General features: G+C 65.2%; 12 protein-coding genes. All 12 read right to left on the reverse strand.

Annotated elements, in window-relative coordinates:
* The coding region (locus tag ACI48D_RS23520; RefSeq protein ID WP_435573702.1) for a sugar phosphate nucleotidyltransferase at positions 1 to 159 on the reverse strand (159 nt) is incomplete at its 3' end.
* On the reverse strand, positions 156 to 1,322 hold the full coding sequence (locus ACI48D_RS23525) for a sugar phosphate nucleotidyltransferase (RefSeq protein WP_435573664.1): 1,167 nt from the start codon (positions 1,320 to 1,322) through the stop codon (positions 156 to 158). The genes ACI48D_RS23525 and ACI48D_RS23520, both read right to left, overlap by 4 nt.
* Positions 1,323 to 1,338: 16 nt before the next feature.
* Complete coding sequence (gene galE, locus ACI48D_RS23530; RefSeq protein ID WP_435573665.1) at positions 1,339 to 2,337, reverse strand: UDP-glucose 4-epimerase GalE; 999 nt, start codon at positions 2,335 to 2,337, stop codon at positions 1,339 to 1,341.
* Between the two features lie 114 nt (positions 2,338 to 2,451).
* Positions 2,452 to 3,201: a WecB/TagA/CpsF family glycosyltransferase gene (locus ACI48D_RS23535; protein WP_435573666.1), complete on the reverse strand. Its 750-nt coding sequence runs from the start codon at positions 3,199 to 3,201 to the stop codon at positions 2,452 to 2,454.
* An 11-nt stretch (positions 3,202 to 3,212) separates the two neighbouring features.
* Positions 3,213 to 4,340: a non-hydrolyzing UDP-N-acetylglucosamine 2-epimerase gene (gene wecB, locus ACI48D_RS23540; RefSeq protein ID WP_435573667.1), complete on the reverse strand. Its 1,128-nt coding sequence runs from the start codon at positions 4,338 to 4,340 to the stop codon at positions 3,213 to 3,215.
* 52 nt (positions 4,341 to 4,392) lie between these two features.
* Positions 4,393 to 6,366: an alginate lyase family protein gene (locus tag ACI48D_RS23545; protein WP_435573668.1), complete on the reverse strand. Its 1,974-nt coding sequence runs from the start codon at positions 6,364 to 6,366 to the stop codon at positions 4,393 to 4,395.
* Between the two features lie 2 nt (positions 6,367 to 6,368).
* A complete protein-coding gene (locus tag ACI48D_RS23550) occupies positions 6,369 to 7,442 on the reverse strand; it encodes a glycosyltransferase family 4 protein (RefSeq protein WP_435573669.1) in 1,074 nt (357 codons plus the stop codon).
* Between the two features lie 72 nt (positions 7,443 to 7,514).
* Complete coding sequence (locus ACI48D_RS23555) at positions 7,515 to 8,849, reverse strand: phenylacetate--CoA ligase family protein (RefSeq protein ID WP_435573670.1); 1,335 nt, start codon at positions 8,847 to 8,849, stop codon at positions 7,515 to 7,517.
* Positions 8,850 to 8,858: 9 nt separating this feature from the next.
* On the reverse strand, positions 8,859 to 10,100 hold the full coding sequence (locus ACI48D_RS23560; protein WP_435573671.1) for a glycosyltransferase: 1,242 nt from the start codon (positions 10,098 to 10,100) through the stop codon (positions 8,859 to 8,861).
* Positions 10,101 to 10,189: 89 nt separating this feature from the next.
* Entirely contained in the window at positions 10,190 to 11,041 is an 852-nt protein-coding gene (locus ACI48D_RS23565; protein ID WP_435573672.1) for a beta-1,6-N-acetylglucosaminyltransferase, read from the reverse strand.
* A 130-nt stretch (positions 11,042 to 11,171) separates the two neighbouring features.
* A complete protein-coding gene (locus ACI48D_RS23570) occupies positions 11,172 to 13,406 on the reverse strand; it encodes a DUF4962 domain-containing protein (protein ID WP_435573673.1) in 2,235 nt (744 codons plus the stop codon).
* Positions 13,407 to 13,739: 333 nt separating this feature from the next.
* On the reverse strand, positions 13,740 to 14,498 hold the full coding sequence (locus tag ACI48D_RS23575) for a glycosyltransferase family 2 protein (RefSeq protein WP_435573674.1): 759 nt from the start codon (positions 14,496 to 14,498) through the stop codon (positions 13,740 to 13,742).

The raw sequence follows: 14,498 nt of genomic DNA on the forward strand, positions 1-14,498 counted from the left end.
TGCCATCAACCCCGGCCAGCCGCGGACCCGCAACGCGGTTTCCTGCAGCATGGTCTTGTCGCTAACCAGCGGCAAAAGCTGCTTGGGCATCATGGCACGCGACAAGGGCCACAGGCGGGTACCGGCGCCGCCGGAGAGGATGACTGGATAGATTTTCATGCGCTAATTTTCTCTAAATTGTTATCTGTCTCTTCCGCGCCGTCCTTGCGACGGCTGCGGCGGCGATCGCGGGCATTCAGCCATTCGTCCGAGGTGTATTCCGACGAATGTTTCATCTCGCCGGCACGGTCGATGCTGTAGTCCTTGAAGACTATCATTTCGTGCAACGTTACATCATTTAACACGCGAGTATATTCGAAAAGCACGCTGCGGACGATTTCGGCACCCTCGCAGATGTGGCTGCCATGGCCGATCCAGGTCGGGCCGATGATGGTGGAGCCGGCCTCGATCTTGACGCCTGAGCCGATGTAGACCGGGCCCTTGATCGTGGTGCCGTTCCAGTCGATGCTGGTGTTCAGGCCGACCCACAGGCCCGGCTCGATCTGGATGCCGGGCACGTCCATGTGGTTGACCTCGCCGGTCAGCACGTTCTGCAGCACTTCCCAGTAGTCGGAGACGCTGCCGATGTCCAGCCAGTTGAACGGACGGCCCTGGGCGTAGAACGGCATGCCCTTCTCGGCCAGCAGCGGGAACAGCTGGGAGCCGATGTCGAATTCCACGCCCGACGGGATCAGGTCGATGACTTCCGGCTCGAAGATGTAGATGCCGGTGCTGATGAAGTTCGACAGCGCCTCTTCCTGCTTCGGCTTTTCCTGGAACTGGGTAATGCGGCCATCCTTGTCGGTGACCACCACGCCGTAGCTGGAGACCTTGTCCCACGGCACTTCCTTGGTGATCACGGTGGCCATCGCGCCCTTCTGGCGGTGCTCCAGCAGCGCGGCCTTCAGGTCGAGGTCGATCAGGGCGTCGCCGCACAGGACGATGGTGGTGTCGTCGAAGAAGCCGCCGAACTCCTGGATCTTCTTCATGCCGCCGGCCGAACCGATCGGCACGGCCACGACTTCGCCGTCTTCCTTCGTGTAGCCCTCGAAGGAATAGCCGATCTGGACGTTGAATTGCTCGCCCTCGCCAAAGTATTCCTCGATCTTTTCGTGCAGGTGGCTGACGTTGACCATGATTTCGGTTACGCCGTGCTTGCGCAGGTGTTCGATCAGGTAAGCCATGACCGGCTTGCCCAGCACGGGGATCATCGGTTTCGGCAGGTCATAGGTCAGCGGACGTACGCGGGTGCCTTTGCCTGCTGCAAGAATCATCGCTTTCATGGTTCGGTCCTCATGCTCATTTTGGGGTAGTTTGGTAGCGCCAGGAGTCGGCGCACATTTGCGCGATGTCACGCTGCGCCGTCCAACCGAGCTCCTCACGAGCGTGGGTCGGGTCGGCGTAGCATTTCGCGATGTCGCCGGGGCGACGGTCTACGATCTGGTAGGGAATCGGCTTGCCACTGGCCTTCTCGAAGGCGTGAATCATTTCCAGCACGCTATTGCCATTGCCGGTGCCGAGGTTATAGGTATGCAGTCCCGGACCCTGGACCAGCTTGTCGAGGGTCTTGACGTGGCCGATCGACAGGTCGACCACGTGGATATAGTCGCGCATGCCGGTGCCGTCCGGGGTCGGGTAGTCGCCGCCGTACACGGACAGCTTCTCGCGCTGGCCGCTGGCCACCTGGGCGATATAGGGCACCAGGTTGTTGGGGATGCCGTTCGGCTCCTCGCCGATCAATCCGCTTTCATGGGCGCCCACCGGGTTGAAATAGCGCAGCAGCGCGATGCGCCAGTCCGGTTCGGCCTTGAACAGGTCGCGCAGGATGTCTTCGATCATCAGCTTGCTGCGGCCGTAGGGATTGGTGGCCGACAGCGGGAAGTCTTCGCGGATCGGCACCGAGGCCGGGTCGCCGTACACGGTGGCCGACGACGAGAATACCAGCGTCTTGCAGCCGAACTTGGCCATGGTCTCGAACAGCACCACGCTGCCGGAGACGTTGTTGTCGTAGTAGCGCAGCGGCTGCGCCACCGATTCGCCGACCGCCTTCAGGCCGGCAAAGTGGATCACGGCGTCCACCTTGTGCGCGCCGAACGCGGCTTCCATCGCCGCGCGGTCGCGGATGTCGGCCTCGACGAACTCGAAAGCCTTCCCCGTGATGCGAGTCACCCGCTCCTGCACGGAACGGTTGGCGTTGGACAGGTTGTCGACCACGACGACCTCATGGCCCGCATTCTGCAGCTCGACCACGGTGTGCGAACCGATATAACCCATACCGCCTGTAACCAGAATCTTCATTGATGTGTGCTTTCGTAAAAGTTATGCCTGTCGCCATACCGGGTTGATCACCCGGCTGGCGTCTTCGTTTTATTCATGCGGCGGCTTCTATGGCCGCCGTATCCCTGCCTGGTGTTATTGCGGCGAACGCCTGGCGGCTTCCTTGATCAGCAACCACACGAACGCCATGTCCTCGATGAAATAGCGGCGGAACATCCGACGCGGCTCCTGCAGGAAGCGGTAGAACCATTCCAGGCCCGACTTCTGCATCCACACCGGCGCCCGCTTCACGTGGCCGATCGCCACGTCGAAGGTGCCGCCCACGCCCATCGCGAACGGAATCCTCATCTCGCCCTGGTAGCGGCCGAGGAACTGCTCTTTTTTCGGCGAACTGATCGCCACAAACAGCAGGTCGGGCCGCGCTTCGCGGATCTGTTCCACGACTTGCGCTTCTTCCGCCTCGCCCTTCCAGTAGCCGTTGCGGTAGCCCGCCAGCACCAGCCTCGGATACTTGCGCTGATAGGTGGAGGCCACCTTGCTGACCACTTCTTCCTTCGCGCCCAGCAGGAACACCCGCCAGCCCTTCTCCCCTGCCCGGCGCATCAGCGCCTCGAACAGGTCGACGCCGGCGACCCTTTCCTTGAGCGGCTTGCCGAGCAGGCGCGAAGCCCACACGACCGGCATGCCGTCCACGTTGATGAGCGCACAGTCGTTGATGATCCGGCGCAGGTCCGGATCGCGGCTGGCCTTGACCAGCTTGTCGACGTTCACCACCACATGCTGATGGGGCCTTCCTGTCTGGATGAAACCCTCAATGGTCTGCAATGTCTCCTCCATCGACAGGTTGTCGATGGAGCACCCCATCAGTGTGATGCGTTCGCTCATCTGTTCATCCTTTATTCAACGTTGAGTTCCTTTGCGAGGATCTCGACGATACGTTCCGCCGCCTTGCCGTCCCACAGGTGCGGCCGGCGGCCCTGCTTGCCTTCGCCGCGCAACACCTTGCGCGCCTCCAGCATGATGGCGGCCGGGTCGGTCCCGGCCAGTACGTTCGAGCCCTCGTCGACGGTGACGGGGCGCTCGGTGTTCTCGCGGATCGTCACGCAGGGCACGCCCAGCGCGGTGGTCTCTTCCTGCAGGCCGCCGCTGTCGGTCAGCACCACGGCGGCATCCTTCCACAGGTTCAGGAAGGCCATGTAGGCCTGCGGGCCGGCCAGGGTGATGTTCGGCCCCAGGTCGATGCCGAATTTGTCGATGTTGGCGCGGGTGCGCGGGTGCACCGGGAAGATCAGCGGCAGCTCGTTCGAGATTTCCTTGAGCGCGCCGGCGATGCGGGTGAAGGCTTCGGCATCGTCGACGTTGCTGGGGCGGTGCAGCGTGACCACGCCGTAGCGTCCGCCCGTGTCCTTGCGCGCCTGTTGCGTTTGCTTGTACGCGCTGGTGTCGAAGGCCGAGGTGTCGGAACGGGCCAGCTTGTCGGCCTGGTACAGCACGTTGTCGACCATCACGTGGCCGACGTAGTGGACCGCGGATTCCGGCTTGCCTTCGCGGCGCAGGTGCTCGAGCGCGGCCGGTTCGGTGACGAAGAACCAGTCCGAGATGCTGTCGGTGACGAGGCGGTTGATTTCTTCGGGCATGGTCATGTCGCCCGAGCGCAGGCCGGCCTCGACGTGGGCGACCGGGATGTTCAGTTTCTTGGCGACGATCGAGCAGGCCAGCGTGGAATTCACGTCGCCCACCACCAGCACGGCAGCCGGACGCTGGTTGACGCACAGCTCCTCGAAGCCGACCATGATCTTGGCGGTCTGCTGGGCATGGCTGCCGCCGCCGGCGGCCATGAAGACGTCGGGTTGCGGAATGCCGAGTTCTTCGAAGAACACGTCGTTCATCTCGCGATCATAGTGCTGGCCGGTATGGATGATCTTGTACGACAGCGTGCTCGAGGTCTGTGCCTGCAAGGCACGGACGATCGGGGCGATCTTCATGAAGTTGGGCCGGGCGCCGGCAACCAGATAAATAAGCATGAACCAATTCCCTAGTAATTAATATAAAAACAAGTACTGCGACTGCGGGGTATTAAAAAAACGTTATTGTAAACCTGCACTCGACTGGGACGGCGGACGATACGGTGCTGATCTTCAGCACGTCGCAAGGCTGCTTCGATTCGTAGCAGCGCGAATACCATCCCAGCGGCGGATTTTCGTTGGCGCGCACCAGTTCCAGCTTCAGGTCGGCGCCGTGCGCATGCATCTGCAGCGCGAAGCGCTTGCCGCGCACGTGCAGGCCGGAGCTGTCCAGGCGAACGCTCAAACCGGGCGCGAAATGCCAGAACAGCTCGACCTGGTGGTGCTTCTTGGCGGCAAACTCGTCGCGCACCACCAGGCTCGAGGTGGCGGCGTCGAAGCGCACGCTGCGCATGTGGCGCACCGGATCGGCCAGGCGCTCGTAGCCGTCGTGCGAGCCGCGGAAATCGAATTCGTGGGGCGACTGCGGCATGCGCTCGATGCGGGCCCTGGCCTTCTTCAGCCACATGAAGCGCCCGCCCGACACCGACTGGTCGAGGCCGTCGATGCGTACCGTGTTGTGGGCCGAGGTGCCGCGGAAGTAGTCGCGCCACTTGTGTTCCTGCCAATAAGAATAGGTGCCGGGGTCGACCAGGCATTCCTCGCCGCCGACCGACAGGTTCAGCGCCAGCGCGTCCGCATGGCCGTGGGCGGCGATGCCGAGGTAGCCCAGCGGGCCGCAGTCGACCATGCCCTTGATTTCCCTGGCTTCGCCGAAGTGGGAGCCGAACAGCAGGTAGCCGCCATCCGGGAACGCCCAGCCGGTCTCGGATTCGTGCGGATCGGCTTCCGGGCGCTTGCCCGGCAGCGCATGCAGCAGCCAGCGCACCCCGATGTGGGAAGGTTCCTGGCGCCGCAGCACCGCGTCACCCAGGGCCAGCAGCTGGGCCGCGCGGTCGCCGCCCGGCGCATCGAGGCGGAACACGATGCCGTCGTCGGCGTCGCCCACCATCGGCACGTTGCCGCCGACGTCGCGCACCGAGCGCAGGAAGCGCAGCGCGCGCTGCAGGCCGGTCCAGTAGGCACGCGAGAACGGATGGCCGCAGGCCTGGCCGACCAGGCCGGCGACGAACAGGAATTCGCTCGAGAAGATGTGGTAGGCGAAGGCCTGCTCGCGGTTCACGCCGTCGCGCGAGAACTGGGCCTGGGCCTCGTGTTCGAGTTCGCGCCGGGCCTGTTCCAGCCAGGCCCCGGACGACTTCCAGCAGGGCCAGACCGAAGCGCCCACGTACAGGCCGGCGAGTTCGCCGATCAGGTGATTGTTGGCCGAGGAGTGGCGCGACAGGTGACGCGCGATCGCGCTGCAGTGGGCGTGGATCGAGTCGAGCCAGTCGGCGCGCAGGCGCTCGCCGTCCTCGCCGGCGAACAGGCCACTGCCGTTTTCACTCCCGTTTTCGCCGCCGACCAGTTGCCAGACCAGGCTCCAGTTGATCAGCCGGATGCCCATCTCCAGCGAGCTGGTCCAGTTGGGGCCGGTCAGCGGCGGGCACTGGTCGAGCCAGCTGCGCAGCTGCTGGTGCAGGGCGTGCAGCCAGGCGACGTCGTTGGTCACGGCCCAGGCCTGGGCCAGGCGCACCAGGTGCAGGTGGCGGTTCAGCTCCCACACGTGCTTGATGTCGCCGACCAGTTCGCGGTTGGTGATGGCGATGTCGCCGGCGTAGATGGCCGGTCCGGTGACGCCGCTTTCCGGATCGCGGTTCCACAGCGGCGGCATGCCGACGTCGAAGCGGCGCTCGGCGAACAGGACCACGTGGCCGGCGCAGATGCTGTCGGCGTCGGCCAGGAGAAGCTCGCGCTCGGCCGCGCTCATCGCCGGGGCGCCGGGTACGTTGAAGGTGCGAGCGCGGGGCAAGGGCGGCGCGGCGCGCGGTCGCACCCGTTTCGCCACGCCCTTTACCGCCGCCTGCTGGATCCGGTAGCCGACCTCGGCCATCGACATGCAGCGCAAACGGTTCACCAGCCAAGTCATCCCTGTCGCTTCGCTCATTATTATGTCCCCGCCAATTCACGGTAGAGCGCGGACAGTTTTCCGCACACCACCTCGGTTGAGTAATGTTGCTCAATCGTTGCACGCGCACGTCCTGCCAGCCGTGTGCGCAGGGCCTCGTCGCCCAATACCTGTTCCAGCTTTCTTGCCAGCGCTTCCTCGTTGCGCGCCGGCACCAGCAGGCCGTTGTCGCCGTCGACGATGGTTTCCGGGATCCCGCCGACGCTGCTGGCGACCACCGCCGTGCCGGATGCCATCGCTTCCAGCATCGACATCGGCAAGCCTTCCGCATGCGAAGGCAGGCAGAACACGGCGGCGCGCGCCAGTTGCGCGTCGCGCTCGCGCGGACCGACCCAGCCGGGCAGTTCGATGCGTTCGCCAATGCCGAGCTCGGCCGCACGCTTGCGAATGGCGTCGGCATCGCCTTCGCCGCCGAATACCAGGCGCAGCGCCGGGAAGCGCGGCGCCAGGCGGGCACCTGCGGCCAGCAGTTCGAACACGCCCTTGGCCGCTTCGAGCCGGCCCAGGAACAGGATGCGCTGCGCTTCTTCCCGGTCGTTCGACAGTGGCGCCGGCAGCGGCACCGAATTCGGCAGCACCATGACCCGCGACGCCGGCGCGAACGACTGCACGAATTCGGCCCAGCCGTTCGAGAGCGTGATCACCACCGAGCTGGCTTCCAGCGTGTGGCGGATCCAGCGCCGCATCAAGGCGCCGGCCTCGACCGTCGCGAACTGGCGAAAGCCGCCGCCATGCAGGTGAAAAATGGTCTTGCAGCCCGCCAGGCGGGCGATCAGCAGCACGATCGACTTGCGCACGAAGCTGGCGCGCGAGGCCGCATGCACGTGCACCACGGCCGGATGCTGGCGCACGCAGGCCAGCACGGTGTTCCAGAAGCCGGACAGGGCGCCCCTCGCCTTTTCGGCCTTCGAACCCTCGCGATGGGTGGCGACGTAGCGCACCCGCTCACGCTCGAACAAGCCATGCTGGCGCAACACAGAGACGACTGCCGCCACCCCGCCCTTGCCTTCCAGTGCGGTGCCGACCATCAGTACCCGTGGTGCCGGCGCTTTCACGCCTTACTCCCCTGCTTCGTCGTTTGCTGTTGTAACAAAATTCACGCTCTTATTAAACGGGCAATGTTTCGATCATACATCATGAATTTCCCGTGGTGCGCACAGTTCGCCTTCCTCCTCGACAACAACGAACTCGAATTTGCCGCGCGGCCCGCGTGGAATGGCCGCGACTTGCTCCACCCTCACCTCGACGCCGGGCACGCGCAGCAGGAATTTGTCGACCATGGCCCGGCTGTCCGCCTCGCTCCAGCCTGCGGCGGCGACCACCCGCAGCACGAAGCGGCCGTTGCCGCGGTACGACACCTGGCCCTCGACCAGGTGGCGGTCGTGGCCCTGGAAGATGCGGTCCAGGCGCCCGATCATGCGGCCGTCCGGCAGGGTGATGACTTTTTCCTGGCGTCCCAGCACGGTCTTGATGGTCGGGAAGACGCGGCCGCAGGCGCACGCCTTGTTTTCACTTTCGTCGCCGGGAACCACGGTGTCGCCGGTGCGGTAGCGCTGCAGCGGCATCGCCAGGTTGTTCAGGCTGGTGCCGACCAGCTCCCAGGCGTCCGGCTTGTCCGTTTCCAGCAGCGCCACGCCGCTGTAGTCGGTCAGCACATGGTAGCTGCCGTGCTCGCAGGTGCCGATCGCGGCCACCCGCTCGGACTGGCCGTACCAGTCGAACACGCGTACGCCGAAGGCCTGCTCGACCGCCGCGCGCACCTCCGGCTCCATCGTTTCCGACGAGGTCATCACACCGCGCAAGGCCTTGCCGGCATAGCGCCGCCCGCGCGCGTTCAGCCAGGCGGCCAGCGCCGCGATCGAGGACGGGTAGGCGTGGATCACGACCGGTTCGAATCGTTCGAGCGCGTCGATGTAGGCGCCGATGGTGTCGTTCGACAGGTGATACGAGGACATCATCAGCATATTGCCGACCCAGTCGCGGCACCAGTAGCGCTCGTCCCGCGGGTGGTCGGCGCACACGATGTCGCCGCGGATCCAGGCACGCGGCTGGCCCTGGCGCCAGCCGATCCAGCGCAACTGGCGGTAGACGAAGCCTTCCTCACGCACCATATTGCCGAGCGACTGCACGATGGTGAGCGGCGTGCCCGAGGTGCCGCTGGTCTTGATGGTGGTGCGGATCAGGGAGCCGAAGCGGCGCGGGCGCAGCAGGCGTTCGGGATGCTGGCGCAGCTCCTGCTTGGTGAGCAGCGGAGTGCCGGGCGCCACGCGCGGCAGGGTGAACGGGTCACCGTCGAGCGCGACGCCGGCCTTCGCGGCGCGCTGCGCCACATAGCGGGCCAAGGTCTCGCGCGAGCGCTCGTTCCTGGCGAGAAGCGGATAGACGAACAGGCGTCCCCACAGGTTACGGACCAGCTCACGCCCGAGCGAACGCAGGGAGAACTTGAGCGAATGGGTCCACATCGTCGAGGCTTACTCCGTCAGGATTTTTTTGTAAGTTCTTGCAACATTCCTGCCGAGAATATCATAGGTGCGGTGGCTCTTAACGTACGCTGGACCACGCATCGCGAACTGCCGCGCCAGCCCGGCATCGTTCAGCAACTGCAGGGTGGCGGCGGCGAACGCCATCGCTTCCATCGGCACGCATAGCCCGGCCCTGCTCTCGTCGATGACCAGGCGCTGGTCGGGGATGTCGTTGGCGACGCTGGGGATGCCCAGCGCCAGGTATTCGACCAGCTTGGTCGGCGAGGAGACGTCGAACAGGGTGCCGCGCGGGATCGGCGACAGTCCGACCTCGGCCCGCACCGCGTAGCCGAGCGCCGTGCGCTGGGGCAGCCAGCCGGTCAGCAGCACGTGGTCGTCGAGGCCGCGTGCGGAGATTTCGCGCCGCATCCAGGCCATCTCGTCATCGGAAGGCGCATCGCCGGCGATCACCAGCAGGGTTTCCGGCATCGTCTTGCGCAGCTCGGCGGCGACCTCGAGCAGGAAGTCGGACTTGCGCGACTGCGCGATGCGCCCCAGGTAGAGCACCACCCGGCGCCCGTCCAGGCGCGCGTCATCAACGGGCGCGACGCTACTACGGTCGAACAGCGCGGCGTCGACGCCCATCGGCACCGCCGTCATGCGCGCGCGGTCGAAGCCCTTGACGCTCAGCCAGTCGGCCATCGCATCGCTTTGCACGAAGATGTGGCGTGCGCCCGGCAGCACCAGTTTGTAGATTGCCAGGCGCGAAGCCCAAGCGCGCAGCGCGTGCGCGGCCCACTTCAGGCGCCCCTTCAGGCCGCGCTCCTGGCGCGCGATGTCGTCGCGCCGCACTTCGAAGCCTTCGACGATGGGGAAGGACATCCAGTAGACAAAGGGCACGCGCAGGAGCGCGGCCATGACGCGGCCCAGCACGCCGCTGGCGATCTTGTCGCGCACCTGCAGGCAGTCCGGACGTTTTTCGCGCAGCGCGCGGCACAGGCCCAGGAAATCCCACAGCGGCGAGCAGACGCTGGCGAAACGCGAGCGCAGGCTGCCCACCACATGCATGCCGCCGGCCGGCCACGGCGAGCCGGGCGCATCGGCCCCGCCCTGTCCCACCAGCTCAGTGCGCACGCCGTAGCGCGGCATTTCGGCACCGAACAGGGTGAGCACGTCGGCGCGGATCGGGGGCAATGGATCGCGGACGATGAAGGCAATCGACAGCGTCGATTCTGGCGGCTGGCTCGGCATGGATTCCTTGCAGGATGCACAACGTTGGAAGCCGATTCTAACGTAGGGTGGGCACCCTGTGCCCACGCGGAGGCCAACCGTACGCGCGTTTACTGTCGCAATGCGAGCAGCCGCGGCAGCAGCGCCGCACTGGCCCGGCTGTCGATCTTGCGGCAGAAATGGGCCTTCGAGGCGGCGATGCGCTCGAAGTCGTGCTCGTCGAGGACCTTGGGATTGCGCGCACCCTGCTCCGGCCACTGGATGTAGCGGAAATTCTCGGGCAGCACGCGCTCCCTGAAACGCGAATTCATCACCAGGGTCTGGAAGAACATCTCGTCCGGGCAGGACACGCTGCGGAAGAAGCGCACCAGGCCGGGCTCGCGCCGGACACGCTCCAGCAGCTCGCGCACGCAGTCGCGCGACAGCGCCCACCACGACGAGCCGCCGTAGGGCGCGAGCCCGCCCGGCAGGCGCCGCGTGGTGCCGCAGGCGCGCATCGCGCGGTTCGCCAGCGAGCAGGCCAGGCGCCCCGCCTTGCCGGCCTCGTTTCGGTAAAAATATTGGTAGCGGTAGTCGGCCGCCCACTGCCCGGGCTCGCGGCCGATCGCCACGGTGTCGAGCAGCTCGTGTGCGCGCAGTCCGGCCAGCGCGGCCTTCAGGGCCGGGTTGGACAGCAGCGGGAAATCCTGGGCGCTGAGGAACAGCACCTTGTCGAAGTCGGGCACCTCGGCCACGATCTGCTTCAGGGAATTGAGGGTCGCCTGGACCTGGCTGAAGCAGCCCCAGTGCACGGCAACACGCTCGGCTATCTGCCGCGCGGCCGGGTGGACCTCGGCGGGGTCGATCGCACCCTTGGCGTCGAGGTGGACGTAGATCAGGAAATCCTCGTCGCGCAGCTGCTCGACCAGCGCGTTCAGCTGGTGAGGGTCCTTGTGCGCGGCGATGAGGAATACCTGTTTCATGGGGGACGTACGGGCGAAAAAAAAGTCCTTCGCGGCGCCTGCCTGCGAAGGACTTCGGGCCGCGCGCCGAGTGTAGCACGGCGCGCGGATTGCTCCGGTTCGGATCAGTTGATCGGCTTAGTTGATCAGCTCAGTTGAGCGTAATGCTCTGGGTACCGACGGTGACGGTGCGGCCGGTGCCGCTTGCCGCGACCTTGACGGCCGGGCGCTTGCAGCCGACGTCCATCAGGACCAGGAACTCGCCGACCGACTTGCCGTCGTTCTTCAGGTAGAAGGCGCCGTGGCTTTCGGTCACGCCGGCCTTCGGGGCCGGTCCGGTCCAGGTCGCAAACGGCGCGTTGCCGTTCAGGTCGCGCAGGCAGACCGACTGGCCACCCGCCGCGATCTTCACGCTCGACGGGCTCTCCACCGTGATCACCGTCGGGGCGTGGATGTTGAACTCGTAGGTGTGCGGGACCACGGCCGACAGCTTGTCGCGCACCAGCATCGCGTTCTGGGCCTTCAGGTACCAGATCTGGCGCTTGGCCATCGTCAGCTGACCGCCGTAGGACGGGGTGGCGTCGCCTTCCGCAAAGTCGTAGTTCGCATTCACGGCCCAGCCGGTGATCTTGCCGTTGCGCTGCAGCTGCTCGCGGTAGCCGTCCACCAGCTGGCCCTTGCCGCCGTCGAAGGTGATCGCGTTCTGCGACTTGGTCTGGTGGTACCAGTCGGTCCACAGCGGCGAGCCGTACCAGTCGTACCAGCCGGCCTTGACCAGCAGCGGCTGGCCGGCCACCGACAGCAGCAGGCCGTTCTGGTCGCCATGGCTGTGGTTGAAGGAACCGTAGGGGCTCGACTTGAAATAGAACGAGCTGCGGTTGGTATTGCCGATGTCGCTGTGGATCGCCACCCAGCCGGTGCTCGGGTAGTAGGCCTCATTCGACGGCGGGCTGAACACCTTGTTGCCGACGATCGGCAGCGGATACGGCGCTTCCAGCAGGGTCATGCCGTCGTCGACGCCGCCAATCAGGTTCGCCTGGTACCAGTTGGCGCGCGGGTTCACCATGCGCTGGGCAAACGGGCGGAACACACGCGGGTCCGGCATGGTCTCGGAACCGTCGCCGAAGGCGTGGACTTTCGAGCCCGGCGGGGTCAGCATCATCGCAAAGTCGAGGAAGCCCAGGGTCCAGGGCTTGGCGTACATGTTCACGCCGGTCGCCTGGTTGATCGCATCCCACAGCGCGACCATGTAGCCGGCCGCGTATTCGGCATACGCGGTACCGTTGGCGTAGCCGCCTTCCGGACCGGCCCACGGCGACGGGGTGTTGACGTAGGCGCGGAAGCAGAAATCGAACCACTTCTGGGCATCCGGGATGTCGTCCAGCGCCAGGCTCGAGATCAGCGACATGAAGATCATCAGGGTGTTGCCGTGCGAGTCGAACGGGTACTGGTCGAGGCGGCCGTTGTCGCCCGCCAGGTTGTTGAACATCTCGTTGGTGCGCACGCGCACGATGTCCAGCCAGCGGTTGCGGCGGGCAGCATCGAGGTCGCCCGGCAGCATGTCGATCGCCTTGATCAGCGACAGCGCGATCTGGCGCGTGGCCTGGTCCTGGTTGGCGTAGCTGGTCGGGCCGGTCGGGGTCAGCGAGGCGAGCTGGTCGCCGCGTTTGATCGCTTCGTTCAGGTAGATCGGATCTTTCTTGATACGCCACAGCAGGGCCGCCGCTTCCAGCTGGCGGCTCGCTTCGTTGACCTTGTTGCGTATGTCGGTCTGCTGCGCGGCCATCTGCGCGGTCAGCGGCGAGGTGATCGCGATCGGCCAGCGTGCGTCGCTCAGGTCGGGCAGCGCACCCGCCTGCAGCTTGACTTCGTTCATGAGGCGGCTCAGGTAGGGATCGAGCTCGGTCTTCTTGGCGGTGTTCCAGAGCGAGTACGGCGTGGTGGTCGACGGCAGCGAACGCGGACGCGGCTTGGCGGAGATGCGTGCGCGCAGGGTCGCGTTGTCGGGCACTTCGAACAGGTCCGACTTGTTGGTGATCGAGAACGCGCGCGGGGCCGACCAGTCGGTCGAGCCGGCCGGGCGCACGCGCCAGGTGTAGTTGCCGAGCGCCAGGGCCTTGGTCGGCAGGTACCAGTTACGGTCGACCGTCGCCTTCACCGGCGAACCGCCGACCGGCGTGATCTCGATTTCGTAGGCAGCCGGACCGGTCGGGTAGCGCGCCCAGGCGAAGCCGGGCGGATTCTGTGCCTGCACCTGGCCGTTGGCCGGTGCCGGCTGGACGACGAGTGGATCGGTGGATTGCGCCCAGTCAGCACGCGCGCTGAACGAACAAAATAGCGACGTCAGGGCGACCGCGAGGACGATTCCTTTCCGATGAAATTTCATGTGGGAGCTCCGAGAATATTAACTAAGACTTACAAGAGATGACCCGTCGGCGTGGCGCCAGGCGAATTCGGCGATATGTGCTGCTGTGAGCAACAAGCACTTATCAGTTCCGAATAATAGTACCGCACATCAATTGATTTGCGGAAAATTTCCCTTAGAAATCAAAGATTTTTCTCGTCGATCGCCGAAATCCAACGAGTGTATGGACGCCTCGGCAAAAGCAATATTTTCAGGAATATAAGGCTCGTTTTTTAACTGGAAAGATAGTCTGGAAACTCTGAGAGCAATCCGGCAAACTTGCCGGATCTACCATAATTTACATTCCCACCCCGCTCAGTGCGCCGCCTCGGCCTGCAAGGCCCGCATGCGCTTCATGTAACGCAGACAATACATACCAAAAGCCAGCGGCGCCTGCTTCATGTAGCGCCGCCGCACCTCGAATTCTTCCTGGCGCGCCTTGATCTTGTTGGCCGAGGACACGCTGCCCGCATGGTCGCGGAAGATCGTCAGCGGACGGTCCACGGTGGCCGGCCGTGCGACCCGTCCCAGCCGCAGCCACAAATCGATGTCCATCGCGTACTTCAGCTTCTCGTCGAACATCCCGACCCGGCCAAAGGCGCTGCGGCGGATGAACACGGCCGGGTGCGGTACCGAGGCGCGTCCCGCGGCGAACGAGGTGTAGCTGAACGGGTGCATCGGATACGGCGGAATCAACTCTCCGTCCTTCAGCACCTGCACGGTGCCGAACACCCAGTCCACGCGTTCGCTGGCGAAGCGCTCGGCCACGGTGGCCAGCACGTCGTCGCTGGCATAGTAGTCATCCGAGTGCAGGTGCGCCACGTATTCTCCGGTGGCCGCTTCGATACCCTGGTTCATGGCGCGGCTGATGCCGCCGCCGACGTCGCGCAGCACGCGCTTGCGGCCCGGATAGGCGGCGATCAGGTCCAGCGTGCCGTCGGTGGAACCGCCGTCGACGAAGATGTGTTCGACATCCTGGCAGGTCTGGCGCTGCACCGAGGCCAGGGTATCGGCCAGGGTGGCGGCACTGTTCCAGGTGCAGGTGACGATCGAGAAGGTAGGCTTGTTGGTCAT

Source organism: Massilia sp. LXY-6, assembly GCF_051233485.1.
GTDB lineage: Bacteria > Pseudomonadota > Gammaproteobacteria > Burkholderiales > Burkholderiaceae_D > Telluria.

What these genes read in the sequence shown, in the direction of transcription:
- ACI48D_RS23535 (WP_435573666.1), bottom strand. Translation starts at nt 3,201, where the DNA reads ATGAGCGAACGCATCACACTGATGGGGTGCTCCATCGACAACCTGTCG.
- ACI48D_RS23525 (WP_435573664.1), bottom strand. Translation starts at nt 1,322, where the DNA reads ATGAAAGCGATGATTCTTGCAGCAGGCAAAGGCACCCGCGTACGTCCG.
- ACI48D_RS23565 (WP_435573672.1), bottom strand. Translation starts at nt 11,041, where the DNA reads ATGAAACAGGTATTCCTCATCGCCGCGCACAAGGACCCTCACCAGCTG.
- ACI48D_RS23555 (WP_435573670.1), bottom strand. Translation starts at nt 8,849, where the DNA reads ATGTGGACCCATTCGCTCAAGTTCTCCCTGCGTTCGCTCGGGCGTGAG.
- ACI48D_RS23560 (WP_435573671.1), bottom strand. Translation starts at nt 10,100, where the DNA reads ATGCCGAGCCAGCCGCCAGAATCGACGCTGTCGATTGCCTTCATCGTC.
- ACI48D_RS23575 (WP_435573674.1), bottom strand. Translation starts at nt 14,498, where the DNA reads ATGACCAACAAGCCTACCTTCTCGATCGTCACCTGCACCTGGAACAGT.
- ACI48D_RS23545 (WP_435573668.1), bottom strand. Translation starts at nt 6,366, where the DNA reads ATGAGCGAAGCGACAGGGATGACTTGGCTGGTGAACCGTTTGCGCTGC.
- wecB (WP_435573667.1), bottom strand. Translation starts at nt 4,340, where the DNA reads ATGCTTATTTATCTGGTTGCCGGCGCCCGGCCCAACTTCATGAAGATC.
- ACI48D_RS23570 (WP_435573673.1), bottom strand. Translation starts at nt 13,406, where the DNA reads ATGAAATTTCATCGGAAAGGAATCGTCCTCGCGGTCGCCCTGACGTCG.
- galE (WP_435573665.1), bottom strand. Translation starts at nt 2,337, where the DNA reads ATGAAGATTCTGGTTACAGGCGGTATGGGTTATATCGGTTCGCACACC.